Annotated in this window: 10 protein-coding genes and 2 pseudogenes; 6 read left to right on the top strand and 6 right to left on the bottom strand. The window is 41.5% G+C overall.

The features are described from left to right. Nucleotides 1-9: 9 nt before the first annotated feature. From QUB61_RS31925 to QUB61_RS31900, 6 genes are all read left to right on the top strand, one after another. On the top strand, nt 10-7,320 hold the full coding sequence (locus QUB61_RS31925; RefSeq protein ID WP_333134161.1) for an amino acid adenylation domain-containing protein: 7,311 nt from the start codon (nt 10-12) through the stop codon (nt 7,318-7,320). Nucleotides 7,321-7,431: 111 nt separating this feature from the next. Continuing rightward, nucleotides 7,432-8,229: a hypothetical protein gene (locus tag QUB61_RS31920; protein WP_333134163.1), complete on the top strand. Its 798-nt coding sequence runs from the start codon at nt 7,432-7,434 to the stop codon at nt 8,227-8,229. Between the two features lie 55 nt (nt 8,230-8,284). Then, entirely contained in the window at nt 8,285-9,163 is an 879-nt protein-coding gene (locus tag QUB61_RS31915; protein WP_333134165.1) for an alcohol dehydrogenase catalytic domain-containing protein, read from the top strand. 147 nt (nt 9,164-9,310) lie between these two features. Beyond that, complete coding sequence (locus QUB61_RS31910; protein WP_333134167.1) at nt 9,311-10,195, top strand: cupin-like domain-containing protein; 885 nt, start codon at nt 9,311-9,313, stop codon at nt 10,193-10,195. Nucleotides 10,196-10,232: 37 nt separating this feature from the next. Next, nucleotides 10,233-11,054: a pyrroline-5-carboxylate reductase gene (gene proC, locus QUB61_RS31905; RefSeq protein ID WP_333134169.1), complete on the top strand. Its 822-nt coding sequence runs from the start codon at nt 10,233-10,235 to the stop codon at nt 11,052-11,054. A gap of 74 nt (nt 11,055-11,128) precedes the next feature. After that, on the top strand, nt 11,129-13,120 hold the full coding sequence (locus tag QUB61_RS31900) for an ATP-binding cassette domain-containing protein (RefSeq protein WP_333134171.1): 1,992 nt from the start codon (nt 11,129-11,131) through the stop codon (nt 13,118-13,120). A 43-nt stretch (nt 13,121-13,163) separates the two neighbouring features. Here QUB61_RS31900 and proC (QUB61_RS31895) read toward each other — a convergent pair whose 3' ends face one another. The 6 genes and pseudogenes from proC (QUB61_RS31895) to QUB61_RS31875 form a co-directional block, all read right to left on the bottom strand. Beyond that, nucleotides 13,164-14,021, bottom strand: a complete 858-nt coding sequence (gene proC / locus QUB61_RS31895; protein WP_333134173.1) for a pyrroline-5-carboxylate reductase — start codon at nt 14,019-14,021, stop codon at nt 13,164-13,166. Nucleotides 14,022-14,052: 31 nt separating this feature from the next. Beyond that, the gene (locus QUB61_RS31890) at nt 14,053-15,159 is read right to left on the bottom strand and encodes a zinc-binding dehydrogenase (protein WP_333134175.1); all 1,107 of its coding nucleotides are present in this window, start codon (nt 15,157-15,159) and stop codon (nt 14,053-14,055) included. A gap of 42 nt (nt 15,160-15,201) precedes the next feature. After that, the gene (locus QUB61_RS31885) at nt 15,202-15,996 is read right to left on the bottom strand and encodes a 2OG-Fe(II)-dependent halogenase WelO5 family protein (protein ID WP_333134177.1); all 795 of its coding nucleotides are present in this window, start codon (nt 15,994-15,996) and stop codon (nt 15,202-15,204) included. Nucleotides 15,997-16,401: 405 nt separating this feature from the next. Then, a pseudogene (locus QUB61_RS40195) lies at nt 16,402-16,515 on the bottom strand (IS1 family transposase); the annotation flags it as partial. A 998-nt stretch (nt 16,516-17,513) separates the two neighbouring features. Further along, nucleotides 17,514-18,233, bottom strand: coding sequence for a group II intron maturase-specific domain-containing protein (locus QUB61_RS31880; RefSeq protein ID WP_333134180.1), 720 nt, complete (start codon nt 18,231-18,233; stop codon nt 17,514-17,516). Next, a pseudogene (locus QUB61_RS31875) lies at nt 18,231-18,707 on the bottom strand (reverse transcriptase domain-containing protein); the annotation flags it as partial. The gene QUB61_RS31880 and the pseudogene QUB61_RS31875, both read right to left, overlap by 3 nt. Nucleotides 18,708-18,791: the final 84 nt, after the last annotated feature.

Genomic DNA, 18,791 nt, shown 5'->3' with positions numbered 1-18,791 from the left:
GTAGAAGCAGTGGGGATTTATGACAACTTCTTTGAACTAGGAGGACACTCTCTACTGGCAACGCAACTAGTTTCACGTATCCGCAACATTTTCAAAGTGGAACTACCATTGCGTGAATTGTTTGCCACAGCAACATTAGGTGAATTGGCACTCTTCATTGAGCAGTTACAGCAACAGAATTTACAACTGTCTGTACCACCCATTCTACCAAGAGCCAAGAATACAGACTTACCACTATCATTTGCTCAGCAGCGTTTGTGGTTTTTAGACCAGTTTGAGCCGAACAGCGCCTCATACAACATTCCTGTGGCTTTGCGTCTAGTAGGAACTCTTAATGTTGCAGCGCTACAACAAAGCCTACAAGAAATTATTCATCGCCACGAAGCGTTACGCACTAATTTCGTCACTGTTGATGGACAACCAACGCAAATTATTAAGGAACAGGGAACAGGGAAGAAGGAACAGAGGGCTATATCAATTGTTGACTTGAAGCATTTATCGACAACCAAACAAGAAAGTACTTTACAGCAATTAGCGCAACAACAAGCTATTGAAGCCTTTGACTTAGCCAGTGAACCATTGCTCAGAGCGACATTGCTAGTGCTGTCTCAAACAAAACACGTCTTCTTATTGTGTATGCACCATGTTGTATCTGATGCTTGGTCAATAAATGTACTTATCCAAGAACTAGCAGCACTGTACAATGCTTATTCTCAAGGTCAGCCGTCACCTTTAACACCACTGCCAATTCAGTACGCAGATTTCGCCATTTGGCAAAGAGACTGGTTGCAAGGAGATGTTTTACAAAGCCAATTGATTTACTGGCAACAGCAACTAGCAAACGCACCAGCTTTGTTGTCATTACCCACAGACCGAACCAGACCTGCTGTACAGACTTTTCCTGGCGCATATCAACAGTTTGCACTATCAATTGAGTTAACTGATAGATTGGTAAAATTGAGCCAGGAGCAAGGTTGTACTCTCTTTATGGCGCTGTTGGCAGCTTATGATATTCTGCTTTACCGCTACACAGGACAATCAGATATTTTGGTTGGTTCTCCCATTGCTAACCGTAATCGTAATGAAATTGAGGGGTTAATTGGCTTTTTTGTCAATACCTTAGTAATGCGTACAAATTTGGCAGGTAATCCGAGCTTTAGTGAATTACTTACTCGTGTTCGAGAAGTAGCATTATCCGCGTATGCTCATCAGGACTTGCCTTTTGAAATGCTTGTGGAAGCATTGCAGCCAGAACGGGATCTCAGCTATACACCACTGTTCCAGGTAATGTTTGTTCTGCAAAATGCGCCCATGTCTGCATTAGAACTAACGGGGTTAACTGTTACTCCATTGATGACAGAAAGCGCAACGGCAAAGTTTGATTTGAGTTTATCAATGCAGAACACTGCTACTGGGTTGGTGGGTGTGTGGGAGTACAACACTGACTTATTTGATGCCAGCACGATCGCGCGGATGACCCATCATTTTGTGACATTGCTGGAAGGTATTATTACTAACCCGCAGCAGCAAATTTCGCAATTGCCATTGCTGACAGAAGTTGAGCAACAGCAATTACTCGTTGAGTGGAACAACACTCAAGTAGACTATCCTGGTAATAAATGTATCCATCAGTTGTTTGAGGAGCAAGTTGAGCGCACCCCGGATGCTGTAGCAGTCGTTTTTGAAAATCAACAACTGACTTACCAGCAATTGAATTGTCGCGCTAATCAGTTAGCACATTACTTGCAGTCTTTGGGTGTAAAACCAGATGTGCTGGTAGGGTTGTGTGTAGAGCGATCGCTCTCAATGGTGGTGGGACTACTGGGTATTCTCAAAGCGGGTGGGGCTTATGTGCCACTCGATCCAGAGTATCCTCAAGAACGCTTGAGCTTTATGCTAGAAGATGCTCAAGTTCCAGTGCTGCTGACACAACAGCAACTCCTTGAAAAGTTACCTCAACATCAAGGGCAGATTGTATGTTTAGATACTGACTGGCAATTTATTTCTCAGTTAAGTCAGGATAATGTGTTAGCGCAACTGCCCGTAGGTATCGCCTTTGGCGGGGCTACCTCCCTCGCAGATGTGCAAGCAAGTAATTTGGCTTATGTGATTTATACCTCTGGTTCTACTGGAAAGCCTAAAGGGGTTATGATCCCACATGGCTCGATCGCCAACCACTGTTGTATTATTCAACAAGCTTACGCACTTGTAGAGAGCGATCGTGTACTCCAGTTTGCCTCAATTAACTTCGATGCCTCATTAGAACAGATATTTCCTACACTAATAGCTGGCGCTACCTTGGTATTGAAAGGCTCAGATGTATGGACTCCAACAAACTTCCAAAAAATAATTTCGGATTTTGGACTGACTGTCGTTAATCTCCCAACAGCCTACTGGCAACAATTGGCTCAAGAGTGGGCCAAAACACAAGTGTTAGATACCAACAGCCAACTGAGACTTGTGATTGTTGGTGGAGATGTAATGTTGCCCGAATATGTTGCGATTTGGCAACAAAGTGCAATATCTCGTGTTCGTCTGCTCAACGCCTATGGCCCCACAGAGACAACTATCACTGCAACCCTGTTTGAAATCATTCCCCAGTTGAGTGAAGACATCAATCTGAAAAAAATGCCTATTGGTCGTCCTCTGCCTAACAGGACTGTATATATTCTAGACAGCTATTTACAGCCTGTTCCCATTGGTGTGCCAGGAGAATTGTACATTGGTGGTGTGTGCTTGGCAAAAGGCTACCTTAACCGCCCAGAACTCACCCAAGAAAAATTTATCCCAAATCCCTTTTCTGATGTCACAGAACGTCTTTACAAAACAGGAGACTTGGCACGCTACCTGAGTAATAGTAATATCGAATACCTTGGTCGTATCGATAACCAAGTGAAGATTCGCGGCTTCCGCATCGAACTTGGAGAAATCGAAGCAGCCCTCAATACCCACCCCCAAATCCAACAAGCCGTAGCGATTGTAACAGAGGATATTCCAGGTAACAAACGCTTAGTTGCTTATGTAGTCAAGAGTGATAAATCGCTCACCACCAACCAACTGCGTCAATTCCTCAAGCAACAGCTACCAGAATACATGATTCCCAGTGGCTTTGTCACCTTAGACAACCTACCGTTAACACCCAACGGCAAACTAGACCGCAAAGCACTACCAACACCTGATGGGGAAATTAGCCGGGAACATGAGTACGTAGCACCACGTACCGCCATAGAACAAATATTAACCAATATCTGGCAAGAACTGCTGCTCAAAGAAAAAGTCAGCATTCACGACAACTTCTTTGAAATTGGTGGCGACTCCATCCTGAGTATTCAAATAGTTTCTCGTGCCAAAAACTCAGGATTACAAATCACTCCCAAACAAATATTCCAAAACCAAACCATCGCCGAACTTGCCAGGATTGCCAATACAACAGTGAGTGTTGAGTCTAAACAAGGTATAGTGACGGGAGTTGTATCCCTAACACCCATTCAACAAAGATTCTTTACACAAAATCGCCCCGAATCCCACCATTATAATCAATCAATTTTATTGCAGATTCCAAATAATCTGCAAAGTGAATTAATTGAAATAGCCCTGAAAAAATTACTAGAGCATCACGATGCTTTGCGTCTAAAATTCACATCGGTTGGAGATGAATACAAACAAATAAACCAAGGGTTAGATGACAGGATACCATTTGCCGTAGTAGATTTATCATCAATGCCCAAACGTGAACAGCCGCTAGCTCTAGAAAAAATCGCCGCAGAGTATCAAGCAAGTTTAAACTTGTCAACAGGGCCGATAATGCAAGCGGTGATGTTTAACTTGGGCAATGAAAGTGATGCTAGGTTACTAATTATTATTCATCACCTAGCAGTAGATGGTGTAAGTTGGCGAATTTTATTATCAGACCTACAAATAATTTATCAACAACTAATTACTCAGGAACCTCCAAAGCTAAGTGCCAAAACAACAGCATTTATTGATTGGTCAGAAAAATTAAACAATTATGCACAGTCAGAAATTATAAAACTTGAGTTAGACTATTGGCTGAACCAAGCTTGGTCTAAGATAACACCACTACCATCAGATCATGCTGACATTCAACCAGAAAATACAGTCGGTAGTGCTGCTTGTGTATCAGTAAAATTAAGTCAAGAAGAAACCCAAACTCTGCTATTGTCAGTAAACGAAGCTTACAACACACAAATTAACGATATACTGCTAAGTGCATTAGTACTTTCCATAGCAGAGTGGACGGAAAATTCAACGGTACTAATTGACTTAGAAGGACATGGTAGAGAAGAAGTATTTGCAGATGTAGACTTATCACGGACAGTAGGTTGGTTTACCAGTTTGTTTCCCGTATTATTGCAACTACCTTCATTAAACCAAGCAGGAGAAGTAATCAAATCTATTAAAGAACAATTACGAGCGATTCCTAATCGTGGGATTGGCTACGGTATATTGCGTTACTTGTGTAAAGATACGACTGTTAATGAAAAAATAAAGACAATTCCCACTTCAGAAATTAGTTTTAACTACCTGGGACAATTTGACCAAGTACAATCAGAAACTGGTTGGAAATTTGCGTCCGAACCTACTGGATCTAGCCAAAGTTTAAAGCAAGCTCGTGACCATCTATTCGATATTAATGCCCTGGTAGTAGAAGGTGAATTACTAATTGATTGGACTTACGATAGTCAGGTTCATACTCGTGCCACAGTGGAGAAAGTGGCACAGAGCTATATTCAAGCAATCAGGTCAATAATAGAACATTGTCAGTTAGCAGAAACTAGAGGATATACACCTAGTGATTTTCCAGATGTAAAGTTAAATCAATTACAACTGGATGAGTTATTAGCTCGATTCCAAACTAAAAACATTGAATCAATTTATCCACTTTCTTCTTCACAACAAGGAATGCTCTTCGAGACTCTATCTATTTCTGAGTCAGGGATACATCTTGAGCAGTGTATTTTAAACTTACAAGAAGACTTAGACTCTTTAGCTTTTGGAAAAGCTTGGCAACGTCTCGTCGATCGCCACTCGATATTCAGAACAGCCTTTATTTGGGAAAATCAAGATGAGCCACTTCAAGTTGTATTGAAGGGAGTAAAAATTTCACTGGAACAGCAAGATTGGCGCGGATTTTCTCTGTCCCAGCAGCAAGAAAAATTAGAAACCTATCTCAGGGCAGACCGACTGCGTGGTTTCGAGATGGCTGAACCACCACTAATGCGTTTTGCGCTTTTCCAAGTAAGCTCGAATGCCTATCAATTCGTCTGGACTTCTCATCACATTCTTACAGACGGCTGGTGCGTGCCTCTAATCTTCAAGGAGGTTTTCGCATTCTACGAGGCATTCAGCAAAAATCAAGATTTACTTCTGGAACCCAGTCATCCCTACAGAAATTATATCGCCTGGCTAAAACAGCAGAATTTGTCAGAAGCAGAGGCATTCTGGCGGGGCAAACTTCAAGGTTTCAAAAGTCCAACCCCATTAGGAATAGAAGCTGAACCTGTTAATTTTTCTGCTGAGGAAGAGCGCTATGGTGAACAAGAAACCCGCTTGACAACTTCGGCAACAGTAGCTTTACAGTCTTTGGTGCGGCAACATCACTTGACCTTAAATATTTTAGTTCAAGGCGTTTGGGCTTTGCTGTTGAGTCGCTATAGCGGTCTGGAAGATGTGGTATTCGGCGCGACTTTCTCTGGTCGTCCCTCAGAATTAGTAGGAGCTGAATCCATGTTAGGTCTATTCATTAATACCTTACCCATGCGGCTCCAGGTTTCTCCCCAAACATCACTTTGGTCTTGGCTTAGAGACATCCACGATCAAAGCTTCACGCAACGAGATTATGAATACTGCTCTGAAGGACAAATTCACGAATGGAGTGAAGTACCCGGAGCATTACCCCTCTACGAAAGCCTTCTGGTTTTCCAAAACCATCCAGTCGATTCATCAGTAAAACAGTCCGCGAACTATGGTATGAATCAATCTCAGGCTCGTTCTATAGGGGCGCAAACGAAATATGCCCTCACCATTCTGGTTAGCCCAAGTTCAGAGTTAGAGTTTCGCATTATCTACAACCGATACCGTTATGACAATCCGGCTATAACCCTGATTCTGGAACATTTTCAGGCTTTGTTGAATAGCATTGTTGATATTCCAGAGCAGTGCCTTGAAACACTGATCGAAAGGATTTCAGCAGAGCAAATTCCGCAAGTTAGACCGCCTCACAAACTTGTTCAAAAGAAACTCCAAAAAGGCTTTGACGCACCCCAAAATCTTGGGGAATTTCAACTGCTACAAATTTGGGAAGACATTCTGGGAATTCATCCTGTCAGCATCCGAGATAACTTCTTTGAACTTGGAGGTCATTCTCTTTTAGCTGTTCGTCTCATGACACAGATTCAAAAACATTTCCAGATAAATTTGCCTTTAGCTATTTTGTTCCAATATTCCACTATCGAACAACTAGCAAATTTCTTGAGTTCCTCGACAGATTCTTTACCTTGGTCTGCTCTAGTTCCTATCAACACTAATGGTAATCAACCACCTCTGTTCTGTGTTCATCCTGGCGGGGGAAATGTCATTTGTTATCACCATCTTGCTTATTATTTGAATTCAGAACAGCCATTCTATGGGCTACAATCTTTTGGTTTAAATCCCAAAAATCATCCTCATACTAGCGTTGAACAAATGGCAACTCACTATATCCAAGAGTTACAAACGGTTCAACCTCATGGCCCTTATTTTCTCTCTGGCTGGTCTTTTGGTGGCTTAGTAGCTTTTGAGATGGCTCAACAACTTTCCCATAAAGGTGAACAAATAGCTCTGTTGGCTCTAATAGATACTAATCCTCCTTGTCTAAGTTATAAAGGACTAATAGACAATGCTTTCCTATTAGTAGAGTTATTCAAAGATCGTTTAAACCTCTGTTTAGAGGAACTGAGGCAATTAGAGCCAGAGGAGCAGATAATTTATGTTGAGGAACAAGCTCAACAGAAAAATGTAGTTCTACAAGGTTTTGACTTTGATCAAGCTCCCCATCTTCTAAAAATTTTCCAGATCAACGGTCAAGCCGTACAAAATTACCAAGGTCAATATTACTCAGGCTCAATGGTTATATTTAAAGCCAGTGAGACTGATACCGACTTTGAATATTACTGGAAAGAACTGGTGGAACATATAGAAACGGTTGTAGTTCCTGGTAATCATCTAAACATGGTGTCACCACCTCATGTCCAAACCCTAGTTCAAAAACTCGAAAAATTTCTTGAACAAGCAAGAAACCAATCAATAGACATTTGCTAAAAAACTATGTAGAGACGCTAAATTTGCGTCTTTACGTTGTCTGTAAACACCCATAATTGGGAGTAACACTCCTATCAATAGGTACGATATTGAAACGTAAAGAACTGTATTATGACTACCGATTCTAACCAGATTAAATCCAAGGTTTGGGACAAGAAGCAAGAATATCCCTTAACTAAAGAGTCTTTAAGAATGCTCTTGGAAAACCGAATTCCTTTAATTCGGCTAAAAGAATTTGCTACACCCCAAGAGTGTAAAATGTTAGTTGCTCAAGCTGAATTGTTAAACTTTGGCTGCTATCAAGATGTGAATCCCAAGATTGAGCGAATTGGGATCACAGTGTTTGAATATAATCGCATTAGTAAAGCAGCTTATTTTCAAGCAGTAGAACGCACAACTAAATTAAGAGACTACATTATGGCAGCCTCTTTCAATCCATTAGAACGCTTAATGGTGAAAATTCAAGAATGTACAGACGCGACTGTGCGAATTGCTTCTGAACCATTCTATGGTAGTTACTACACAGGACTCATTAGAAAAATAGAGCAGGGTACTCAACTTCATATTGATTATGCTCCGTTAGAACAATCTGAATGGGAAGTTGGTACAGTTATTTTTCAGCTTTCCTGGAATTTGTACTTGAAATTTTCTGCTAATAATTATGGTAAAACACGTATTTACGATCGCCAGTGGCAACCAGGAGATGACCAATATAAACTCGATTCCTACGGCTATGGTGATACAGTAATTGCAGATGCAGACATAATCAGCTTCCAACCTTATGTAGGAGATGTATTCATTTTCAATACACGCAACTATCACATTGTTGAACCGATGGATGGACAACGTGTGACTTTCACTTCCGCGATCGGATTACTACCTAACGGTGAAATTATTTTGTGGTCTTGAAGTTGATAAGTAGGAAGCAGGAAGCAATTTGGTAAATATAGTGAGGAAGTAATTTATGCCCTTAGCAGCTGTGATGACTGCACCTAATCAACCCGTTGTAGTCCAACAATTACCAGACCCGATTCTGGAAAAGGGTGGAATCATTCTTGAAACCTTATATTCTGAGGTTTGTGGAACTGATGTACATTTACTGCATGGCCGTTTAGAGGGAGTACCGTATCCAATTATTCCCGGTCACTTCTCAGTTGGTCGTGTGGTAGAAACAGGTGGACGGGTTAGCAATGTCAATGGTAAATTAATTGAGCCTGGAGCGATCGCCATTTTTCTCGATGTTCACGAAACCTGTTACAACTGCTGGTATTGTCTAGTAGCCAAAGCATCCACTCGCTGTCCCCAACGCAAAGTTTATGGTGTCACCTACTCAGCCAAAGATGGGTTACTGGGTGGTTGGTCTGAATTGATTTACCTCAAACCAGGGGTTAAAGTTTTTACATTACCCGAAGAAGTTTCACCAAAACAATTTATTGCTGGGGGATGTGCTTTACCAACTGCACTACACGCTATCGATCGAGCACAGATTCAAATTGGTGATGTTGTTGTGGTACAGGGTTGCGGGCCTGTGGGTTTGAGTGTGGCAATTCTCGCTTTGCTCTCAGGTGCGGGCAAAGTAATTGTCGTTGATAAATTTGAGAGCCGATTAGCAGTTGCAAAATCATTCGATGTAGACGAAACCCTTGCAATTAAAGCTGACGCTCCACAACAACACATTGAGCGGGCTTTGGAATTGACAAACGGATATGGTGGTGATATAACTATTGAAGCAACAGGCGTTCCCAATGCTGTCAAAGAAGGCGGCTCTTCCGTACTTGAAGTGATAATAAAATGTAATGAATGCTTTGGAAAGCCTGTCATACAAGCGTTATACCTTTCGTAGAGGTACAAAATCTAACTTATTAGTTTTAGACCCTTGAGTTTCGCTCTGCTCAAGCCAATCGGCAAATTGATTAGCAAAATTTATCACACTAAGTACGGGAGAGCCATCTTTAAATACTTTTATTACCAATAAACCTGAGGAGTATCTATGAATATCACTGTAGAAAATAAATTTAATCAAACTTCAGTTGGTCAAATTGAACGTATTCATAAACCTACGCCAGAGGACTTTAAACACATAGCTCTCTCTTATAAACATCCTGTCATCTTTACTGGGATAGTAGCTGAATGGAAAGCATTTTCTTTATGGTCATTGGATTATTTGAATAGTGCTTTAGCTAACAAAGAAATCAATGCTCGCGTTTCTGACAATAAAATATTTACCTTTGATCCAGAAGTTGGAGTAAATTACCCTACCAAAAAAATGAAGTTTACTGACTTCACGGATTGGATTGTGAATAAAAAAAAACATGACCAATACTATTACATTCAGCAATATCCAATTCATATTACCTTCCCTGAACTATTTCCCGATATTATAATTCCAGATATTTTTGATAAAAACTTATCCCTAGATACCGCTCGTTGGTTGGGTATTTCAGAGATGGAAATTCCAAATTATATTGATAAATACTTATCCCTGACTACTATTTTCTGGATGAGTACCAATGGCAATATCACCCAGTTACATCACGATCCAGTAGAAAGTGTGTTATGTCAAGTGCGTGGTCGAAAGCGAATTTTGCTGTTTGAACCAAAACAAAGTAATTCTCTATATCCTTTCCCCAAACATTCAAAAGTACCATTCATGAGTCAATTAAATATTGACCAACCTGACCTTGATAAATTTCCTCAATTTAGATATGCAAAATATATAGAGTGTATCCTAGAACCTGGTGAAATACTTTTTTTTCCATCCTTTTGGTGGCATCAAGTTTACTCTCTTGATGAGCTAAATATTTCTGTTAGTTTCGTTTGGAATGCAAAATTAAAAAAGTTTTTTAGACGCAAGATTTTCCAAAAAAACAAATAACTTCAAAAATTTAAGTTTAATAAATAGAGAATAAAATATGCTGACAAACTTAAAAATTACCTTAATTGGTGGTGGTACGATGGGTGAAATGATAATTAGTAGATTGTTATCAACAAAAACTGTTCAACAATCAGAGATAATTATTGTTAGTAATCCACTGTCTGCACGATGCCTTTATTTAGAAAGGGAATATGGAGTAAGTACTACAACCTGCAACATAGAAGCTGTGCAAGGTGCATCGATTGTAATCTTGGCGGTGAAGCCGCAGGTTTTGGCAGACGTTATGGCTATGCTTAAGGGTAAAATTTCGCCTGATGCTTTAGTAATTAGTATTGTGGCAGGAGCGAGTATTCCATCTCTGTGCCAAGGGTTGAATCATCCTGCCGTTGTCCGTACAATGCCGAATCTTGCAGTACAAGTTGGTCATGGGACTACGGTGTGGAGCGCATCATCAAGTGTGACAGAAATACAGAGATCGCATACTCAAACCATTTTACAAGCATTAGGCAAGGAATTTGCTACCCAAAATGAACATTACCTTGATATGGCAACGGCATTGAGTAGCGCGGGGACTGGATTTGCGTTTCTGTACATCGAAGCGATGATTGATGCTGGGGTTCAGATGGGTTTAACTCGGACACAAGCCCAAGAACTAACATTGCATACGATTGCTGGTAGTATAGAACTTATGTTTCAGACTGACGAACATCCAGCAGTCTTACGAAACAAAGTGACAAGTCCTGGGGGAGTGACTGCTGCTGGTCTTTACGAGTTAGAAAAAGGTGGTATGCGAACTGTCATCTCTAATGCAGTGCTTGCTGCTTTGAACCGCACTCAAGAATTAGGTAATATGAGTTGAAAAATTAGTGCTGATTATTTAACACCAAAAAGTATTAAATCTAATTCTAAAATATTTCAGTTTATCTCTAAAATATGCAAACTCAAGTTGTTCAAACTAAACCCTCAACAAATGTATTTTCAGATTTTATTCAATTCTGGAAAGATATAAGAGCGATCGCCGGCCCTTACTGGTATCCAACAAAGCCAGGAGAAAGAGCTTTTTCAGATGTAATCCGCGCATGGGGAATGCTTATTCTCCTAATATTGCTAATATTGGGTCTCGTAGCTGCAACTACTTATAATAGTTTTATTCATCGTTATTTAATTGATGTCATAATTCAAGAAAAAAATTATTCAAAATTTACTTATACTTTAGCAATTTATGCTGTTGGACTTGTCTTGATAACACTTTTAATAGGCTTTACTAAATTTATTAGAAAGCAAATTTCTATTGATTGGTATCAATGGCTTAATAATTTTATTTTAAATAAATATTTGAATAATCGTGCTTATTATAAAATTAATTTTAAAGCTGATATTGATAACCCCGATCAACGTTTATCTCAAGAAATTGAACCGATAACCAGTAGTGCGCTCAGTTTTTCAGCTACTTTACTAGAAAAAGCACTAGAAATGATAACTTTTTTAATAGTTGTCTGGACAATTTCCCAACAGATAGCTCTTGCTCTGCTTATCTATACAATTATAGGAAACTTTATTGCTGTTTACTTAAATCAAGAATTAATCAAGATTAATCAAGCAGAAATTGAATCTAAAGCTGATTATAGTTATTGTCTAACTCATGTCCGCAATCACGCTGAGTCAATAGCCTTTTTTCAAGGAGAAAAACAAGAGCTGAATATAATTCAACGCCGATTTAGTATTCTCATAAAAAATATTAAAGAAAAGATTAATTGGGAGAGAAATCAGGCAATTTTTAACAGAGGATATCGGGGTACTATCGAATTTCTCACGCTCTTAGTACTCGCACCTTTATTTATTAGAGGTGAAATTGATTTCGGACAAATTGGACAAGCTACTACAGCTTGCTATATGTTTGCCGGTGCTTTGGAAGAATTAATAGCTGAATTTGGCGTTTCAGGGCGATTTTCTAGTTATGTTCAGCGTTTATCTGATTTTTCAGATGCTTTAGAAGCAGTGGCAAAACAACCTGAGAACGTCGGTACTATTAAAATAATAGAAGAGAATTATTTTGCTTTTGAGAACGTCACTTTACAAACGCCAAACTATGAACAGGTAATCGTCGAAAACTTGTCACTAACTGTTCAGCCAGGAGAAGGCTTATTGATTGTTGGACCAAGTGGTCGAGGTAAAAGTTCTATGTTGAGGGCAATTGCTGGCTTATGGAATGCGGGAACTGGTCGTTTGGTGCGACCTCCTCTAAAAGAAGTCTTATTCTTACCCCAACGTCCTTATATAATTCTGGGAACTTTGCGTGAACAGTTGCTTTATCCTAAAACTAATCGTCAATTGACCGACGCAGAACTCGAAGAAGTTTTGCAACAAGTAAACCTACAAAATTTGCTAAGTCGAGTTGAAGGTTTTGATACTGAAGTTCCTTGGGAGAATATATTGTCCTTGGGAGAACAACAACGCCTGGCTTTCGCACGCCTGTTGGTGACTAATCCAAGGTTCACTATATTAGATGAAGCAACAAGTGCCTTAGATTTGAAGAATGAAGGAAACTTATACCAACAATTACAAGAGACGAAAACAACGTTTATTAGTGTTGGACATCGAGAAAGTTTATTTAATTATCATCAATGGGTTCTAGAACTTTCACAAGATTATAGTTGGCAACTTTTGACTGTGCAGGATTATCAAAATCAAAAAATAATAAATATTCAAAGCACGCCTAATAATGAGTTGCAAAGCCAATCACAAATATTGACGGAAACAATCACAAGTGAAGGGCTTTCTCATAAGGAAATAAGTGAATTAACTAACTATTCCATTAGCACTATCAGAAGTAAGGCAAGTAAAGGAGGTTCTATCACTACTAGGGACGGTTTGACATACCGCTATGACAAGAATCCAAGTATGTTGAAATGGCTGAGAGTTTAGCGGTTAGACAATTTTAGTTCAGGGGGCGACAAGCGCCCCTGAACTATATTACAGTTGAGGACGGACGCTGAGGAAAGAAACTTTCATTCAGATGACTTAACTTTTGAGTGCACTCGAAGGCCGCGTAAACTGCATCACACAGGGTTGTCCGTAGTCCACCTTTTTCTAACTCATAAAGACCCGCCGCCGTGACTCCTCCGGGACTCGTGACTCGGTTGCGTAACACCGCTGGATGCTCATTGGTCTGACGCATCAGTTCTACACTGCCCGAGATCGTTTGCAACGTCAGGGTTTGGGCTTGGGTGCGGCTCAAACCCATCTGAACCCCCGCATCAATCATTGCTTCAATAAACAGAAGCACAAATCCAGGGCCCGCACCGCTCACTGCTGTTGCCCAATCAACCTCCTGTTCGTTGGGCACAGCCATTTCTGCCCCTAATGCTTGGAGAATCCTCCGGGTATCGGAACACTGTGTATCGGTGACCTCCGGCGATGCCGTCCAGACGGTCATGCTCATCCCTACTTGAGCCGGGGTGTTCGGCATAACACGAACAATCGGTGCATGACTCAATCCTTGACTAATAGATTGGATGGTCGCTCCAGCCACAATACTCATCACTAAAGCATTAGGGTCAATTTGGCGGTTAAGCGTTGGCATGAGTGCTCCTAATACTTGCGGCTTTACGCTCAAAACGACAATCGCTGCTCCCTGAATGGCTTCGGTATTGCTGCTAGTGGTTCGCACACCATAGGTTTTTTCGATGTATAAGCGACGACTTTCAAGAGGATCGCTCGCGATAATCTGATGGGCTGTTACGACCTCTTTAGCGAGCAATCCACCGATCATTGCCTCGCCCATGATGCCGCTGCCAATGAATGCAATTTGTCTATCCCCTAACATGTATCTTATCCCCCTGCCAACAACTTTTCGATTAAGACGGATTGGGCTGGATCGCTGCTTTCAAAACCAATCCCCGCTCTACGTCTGCCAGTGCTTGATTAATTTCCTCAAGTGTATAAAATCGGCTGATGATTTGTTCCCAAGCAATTGTTTGTTGATGAGCGCGATCGTGTTTGAGCAACTGGAGCATTCTGTAAAAGTGACTGAAATCAATGCCCCATGTCCCTCGAATCTCGATGTGTTTCAGGTTAATTTCCAGATGGGGATTGATGAGGATTTCACCCGTGTTGGTGTAGTGCCCCACCACGACATAGCGACCACCATCTCTGGTCATCTCAATGCCCTCTTTGAACGCAACGGGAACTCCCGTCGCTTCAATGGTCACATCTGCACCACGACCCTTGGTTAATTCCAAAACCCGCTCAATGTGCTGCCGTGGTGCTTGCTCGTCAATGGCGATCGCCTCATCCACACCGAACGCTCGAGCCGCTGCTAAACGACTTTCATACAAGTCGATCGCAATTACCCGACCGGCCCCTGATAGCAAAGCTAAGATTGCTATACTCAACCCCACTGGACCACACCCTTGCACCGCCACAACATCGCCAATTTGAATCTTCGCGCGATCGATAGCGTGTAACGCAGTCGGCAATGCACACCCACCAGCAATGAATCGTTCCGGTGTCACCCCTTCAGGAAGCGTCAGAATTTTAACTCCTGGCTTCAGGTAGATCGTTTGAGACCAACCACCGAGTAAACCCTCATTTGCTGAGTACGTAACCCCATAGACTTTACGCTGCCGACAGCGAGTAGATGCCTTCGCAACAAGACAATACCAGCAGTTATTGCAGGTTTCGTTGACATCCAGAAACGTGATAATCGAACCCGGTTGGATAGGCTGTCCATCAATATCGAACACACTTCCGCCCATATCGATCGCGCGACCAACGGAGAAATGCCCCGGAATGATTGGATAGGGAACGCCCCCAAGATGCCCCCGCAGTAAATGCACATCGGTGCCGCAAACCTCAGAGTAAAGCGTCTGCATAACAATCCCCCCTTTTTCAAGTACAGGATCGGGCAGTTGTCGCAATTCAACTGGCTGGTTAGGGGCAATCATAACAGCCGCTAGTGGCATTGGATCTTCTCCGCAATATTTAACAGAATTAACCTTGGAACATCAAGACCAGAATATGATCTCACCATTAGGGAGCTGCCCTAGTGCAGAGGTAAACGTCACGCGATGCCCTTCAATTGGCTCAACGATGTGATAGTTTCGAGTATTAAAGATGAACACCTCCCCCACTTGGGGCTGAAAGCTGATCCTGCTTGCACCAGCAACCACCGCATCGTCATATCCATAGGAATCGAGCTTATATTTCTCATCGCCGGGATGCCACTGGCGATCGTAAATGGAGGTTTTACCAGGATTGCTAGAAGACACCTGAAGATACAAATTCCAGGAGAGTTGAGCAACTACCGCTCCGACCTCCCATTCTCGCTGCTCAGAGGGCGCATAATCAATGTGTAACTGCGTACCCCGCTCAATTTTCCGAGTCAATCCGGCATGATAATTACCATAGAAGGATTCTGAGGCGATTCTCACTGTTGCACCCGTATGATTTTTGAGCAGTCCCATCAGACGCTGCAAGGGATTGAAGGAGGCACAAGTGATGTGATGCTGCTTTTTGCCCGCTTGGTCTACTGCTTGGAAGTAATCCGCTTTGCCAATGCTGTTGTACTCGAAGACAGTAATCCCAATGCGCTCAATCTTGGGAGTGACATCCTTGTAGGCGTCAAAACCCAGCAAGTTGGCTTGAGCAACCAATGCATCACACTCCTGTAAGGTTGCAAATTGCCGAATGCGGATGAGAGGAATTTTATTTTCAAAGAGTTTCTGTAAAGATACCGCAAAAAGCGGGCACTCATCTGTTGTTTCCCACACCGCTGAATTAATCTGGTTATCAACAACCACTCACGATTCTCCTCATACAAAGATCAACTGATTGATATGGAAGGCTTAGATGTGCTTACACAGATGTGTCAGGCCTCCAGGGTTTCACCTTCTTGGTTCTTCTTATAAATTACATCAGGAAGTTCCATTCCAATTCAATCACATCAGGAAGCTCATGTTCAATAACTCGCAAGCGGTAGTAGCAGGTGTATAGACAGGCCATTGAAAGGTGTTGAGACTAAATCGTTTTGAGGTTGCCAGAGCTAATGCAGATGATTGTCTTGCTGTCAATACGTAAGTCCTGAGCAATACGTGTAAGTATTTCTCCTACTTTTTTTAACTTTTATTACTTTTTGTTAAGTTTATTTTCCCGAAAAAGTCAAAAATTGGAAGAAGTAGAGGTAGTGCTAAACAGGAAAGGATGTTCTAAGGTGGCAAAGAAGCATTGTAGTTATGGATAAAATTCCAAATCGAACCAATGTGATTGTCCAACTTCTTAGAAAACGATAATGTTTTCCTGATCAATCGGGACACTCGTTTTCATTCTCTCATCCTTCCTCTTTAGCACTACCAACTACAATTGTTAAGATTTTTTACTTAAAATAGCACATATTGTAACAATTCTGCTTGTGCGAGCGCCCAAGGTGTCTCTAAAGCGATCGCACTAAAGGGTTCGCCACTACAATTTATCAGCATTTTTAATTGAATTCAGCGTTCGTAACTTGACTATTAAATGAATTTAGATGTTGTTAAAAACGCTAAAAATTAGCTAATTTTTGTCTCCCATAAAGTTAGGCATTGCCAGTATACAATTAGGTGTATGCTGTACAAAATCAGTCAAATATAGGTATTTGCAGGGGCTGCACTCTACCTGTTTTTATCCGAAAATGTCCAGCAAGAGCCTGCAATTTCATGTCAAATTACTACTTTTTTGTGCCGAGAGTGCATTTGCTTTGCGATCGCAAACCATGACTAATGCGTGCAGATATAAAAATAATCCACTCCCTATGAATATTGAGCATACTGCTTACCCGCAGTTAAAACCTGATTGATATGGAATCAGTTCCGACGGAGCGAGTCGAGCGGGAAGCCCAAATGCATCAATAAGAGCGGTAAGGTATGGGACAGGATTCAGGGGGCGACAAGCGCCCCTGAACCTTTACAGTGGTCTGTTTTCGCGCGATCGTAGAATTCAAAAAATTTTCGGCTTATTGACAAAATAATCTCAAGAGTGAAAAAGTACCCAGTTGTGATAAAAAAGAAGGGTCTCGCTAATATCACAAGACCCCAATCAATAAGTCGGGTAGAGCGGGAGTGTTAAGCTGTTGTGCATTTAAATTGTATATTTCGAGTCCCGATCAAAAATCGTCAAATCCTCTCCCCCTTTCCCCTTCACCCCCTCTCCCTCTCTAATACCATAGGCAATCTAGATGCAACACAGCTTACCACTCCTTTCCCGTCGGGTAAGGTTCGAGCGTCGCCGCTCTCCCCTCCCCTGAGAACGCAGCATGAGAGTTTCCAACTCACTGCGCTCAAGCCTAACTTAAGGCCTTTTGAGACTGGGTTTGAGTTTTGGAATGTACCTGTTTGTGACACGCTAGGTGGACGTGCTGTAGGTTGTACTCGTCGTCAGTACCGCCTTTAGCAACAGGTACTATGTGGTGGGTTTCTATTTCCTCTCCATTTAACAATAGCTCTCCGCAGATAGAACAAGTCCAGTTTTGATTTTGAGCGATGGAATAGTATTTACTGCCCTTACTCCAGTATGATTTGCCTAGTCTTTGGTTTCGATTGAGCCAATATTCTTGTTGAAGAGGGTTGTCAGGTGAAGTATTCCCTTTAACCTTTATGTGACGTTCGATGGGCGTGTACGCTATCTGGTAAAGAGTAATAATTTTTTCTTTTCCTCGGCGGTCGCTAATTGTGGTAGCGAACGTCCATTTATTGCCTTTGATGGTTTTAAAGTATTTTTTTCTGACCCACTTTGTGTTTTTCTTAGGATGTTGGCGTTTACACCACCGCCAGAGGTATTCCCATACCCTGTGTGAAATGTAACTGAAGGTTTGCTTGCTAACTACCCCTCTATAGTAGTTGGCAAAACCCCTGAGAATCGGATTCAGCTTTCTAATTATTGCCTCTTGGTTACTCCCATCCAGACTTTTTATCTCTTGACCGATTCTCTTACAAAAATTGAGAACTTGAGGTTTTGAGGGTTTAATTAACAGTTTTCTGTTGTAATGTCTGAGGTTATAACCCAAGAAATTGAAGCCATCTTCTATTGACGTAATTAACGTCTTATCAGGACTGAGTTCAAGTCCTTTTTCTGACATCCACGCTTGAATCTGGATTTTGGCAGTTTCGAGACTTTCCCGCTCTCTAGCCGTGACGATAAAGTCATCGGCATATCTGACCACACCTAATCGTTTATTGGTGGATTTTATATATGTTTCTAATCCATGCAATCCGATGTTGGCTAGGAGAGGTGAAATAACTCCTCCCTGTGGTGTGCCCGTCTCTGTAGGGTTTAATTTTCCTTTGAGAACAAATCCCGCTTTTAACCATCCTTCGATTAGTTCTCTTTTTGAAAAGTTACTAATCATTTTCAGGATGGATTTATGGGCGATGTTGTCGAAGAAGCCTTTAATATCAGCTTCTAGAACCCATTTGTCATTGCTACCCCTGGGATTGTCACTCAATCTAGTGAATGATTGTTCGATAGCATCTTGACAACTTCTGCCAGGTCGGTTAACCTAAGCCGGAGAGTCGCCTCCCCGGCTCGGCTCCAAAACCGTGCGTAAGAGTTTCCCCTTACACGG

It is taken from the genome of Microcoleus sp. C2D2, assembly GCF_036702495.1.
Classification (GTDB): Bacteria; Cyanobacteriota; Cyanobacteriia; order Cyanobacteriales; family Microcoleaceae; genus Microcoleus.
This window is presented reverse-complemented; position numbering and strand designations above follow the sequence as displayed.

Coding starts and splice junctions, on each gene's coding strand:
- proC (WP_333134173.1), bottom strand. CDS start 14,021: ATGTTAGGGGATAGACAAATTGCATTCATTGGCAGCGGCATCATGGGC.
- QUB61_RS31890 (WP_333134175.1), bottom strand. CDS start 15,159: ATGCCACTAGCGGCTGTTATGATTGCCCCTAACCAGCCAGTTGAATTG.
- proC (WP_333134169.1), top strand. CDS start 10,233: ATGCTGACAAACTTAAAAATTACCTTAATTGGTGGTGGTACGATGGGT.
- QUB61_RS31920 (WP_333134163.1), top strand. CDS start 7,432: ATGACTACCGATTCTAACCAGATTAAATCCAAGGTTTGGGACAAGAAG.
- QUB61_RS31900 (WP_333134171.1), top strand. CDS start 11,129: ATGCAAACTCAAGTTGTTCAAACTAAACCCTCAACAAATGTATTTTCA.
- QUB61_RS31910 (WP_333134167.1), top strand. CDS start 9,311: ATGAATATCACTGTAGAAAATAAATTTAATCAAACTTCAGTTGGTCAA.
- QUB61_RS31915 (WP_333134165.1), top strand. CDS start 8,285: ATGCCCTTAGCAGCTGTGATGACTGCACCTAATCAACCCGTTGTAGTC.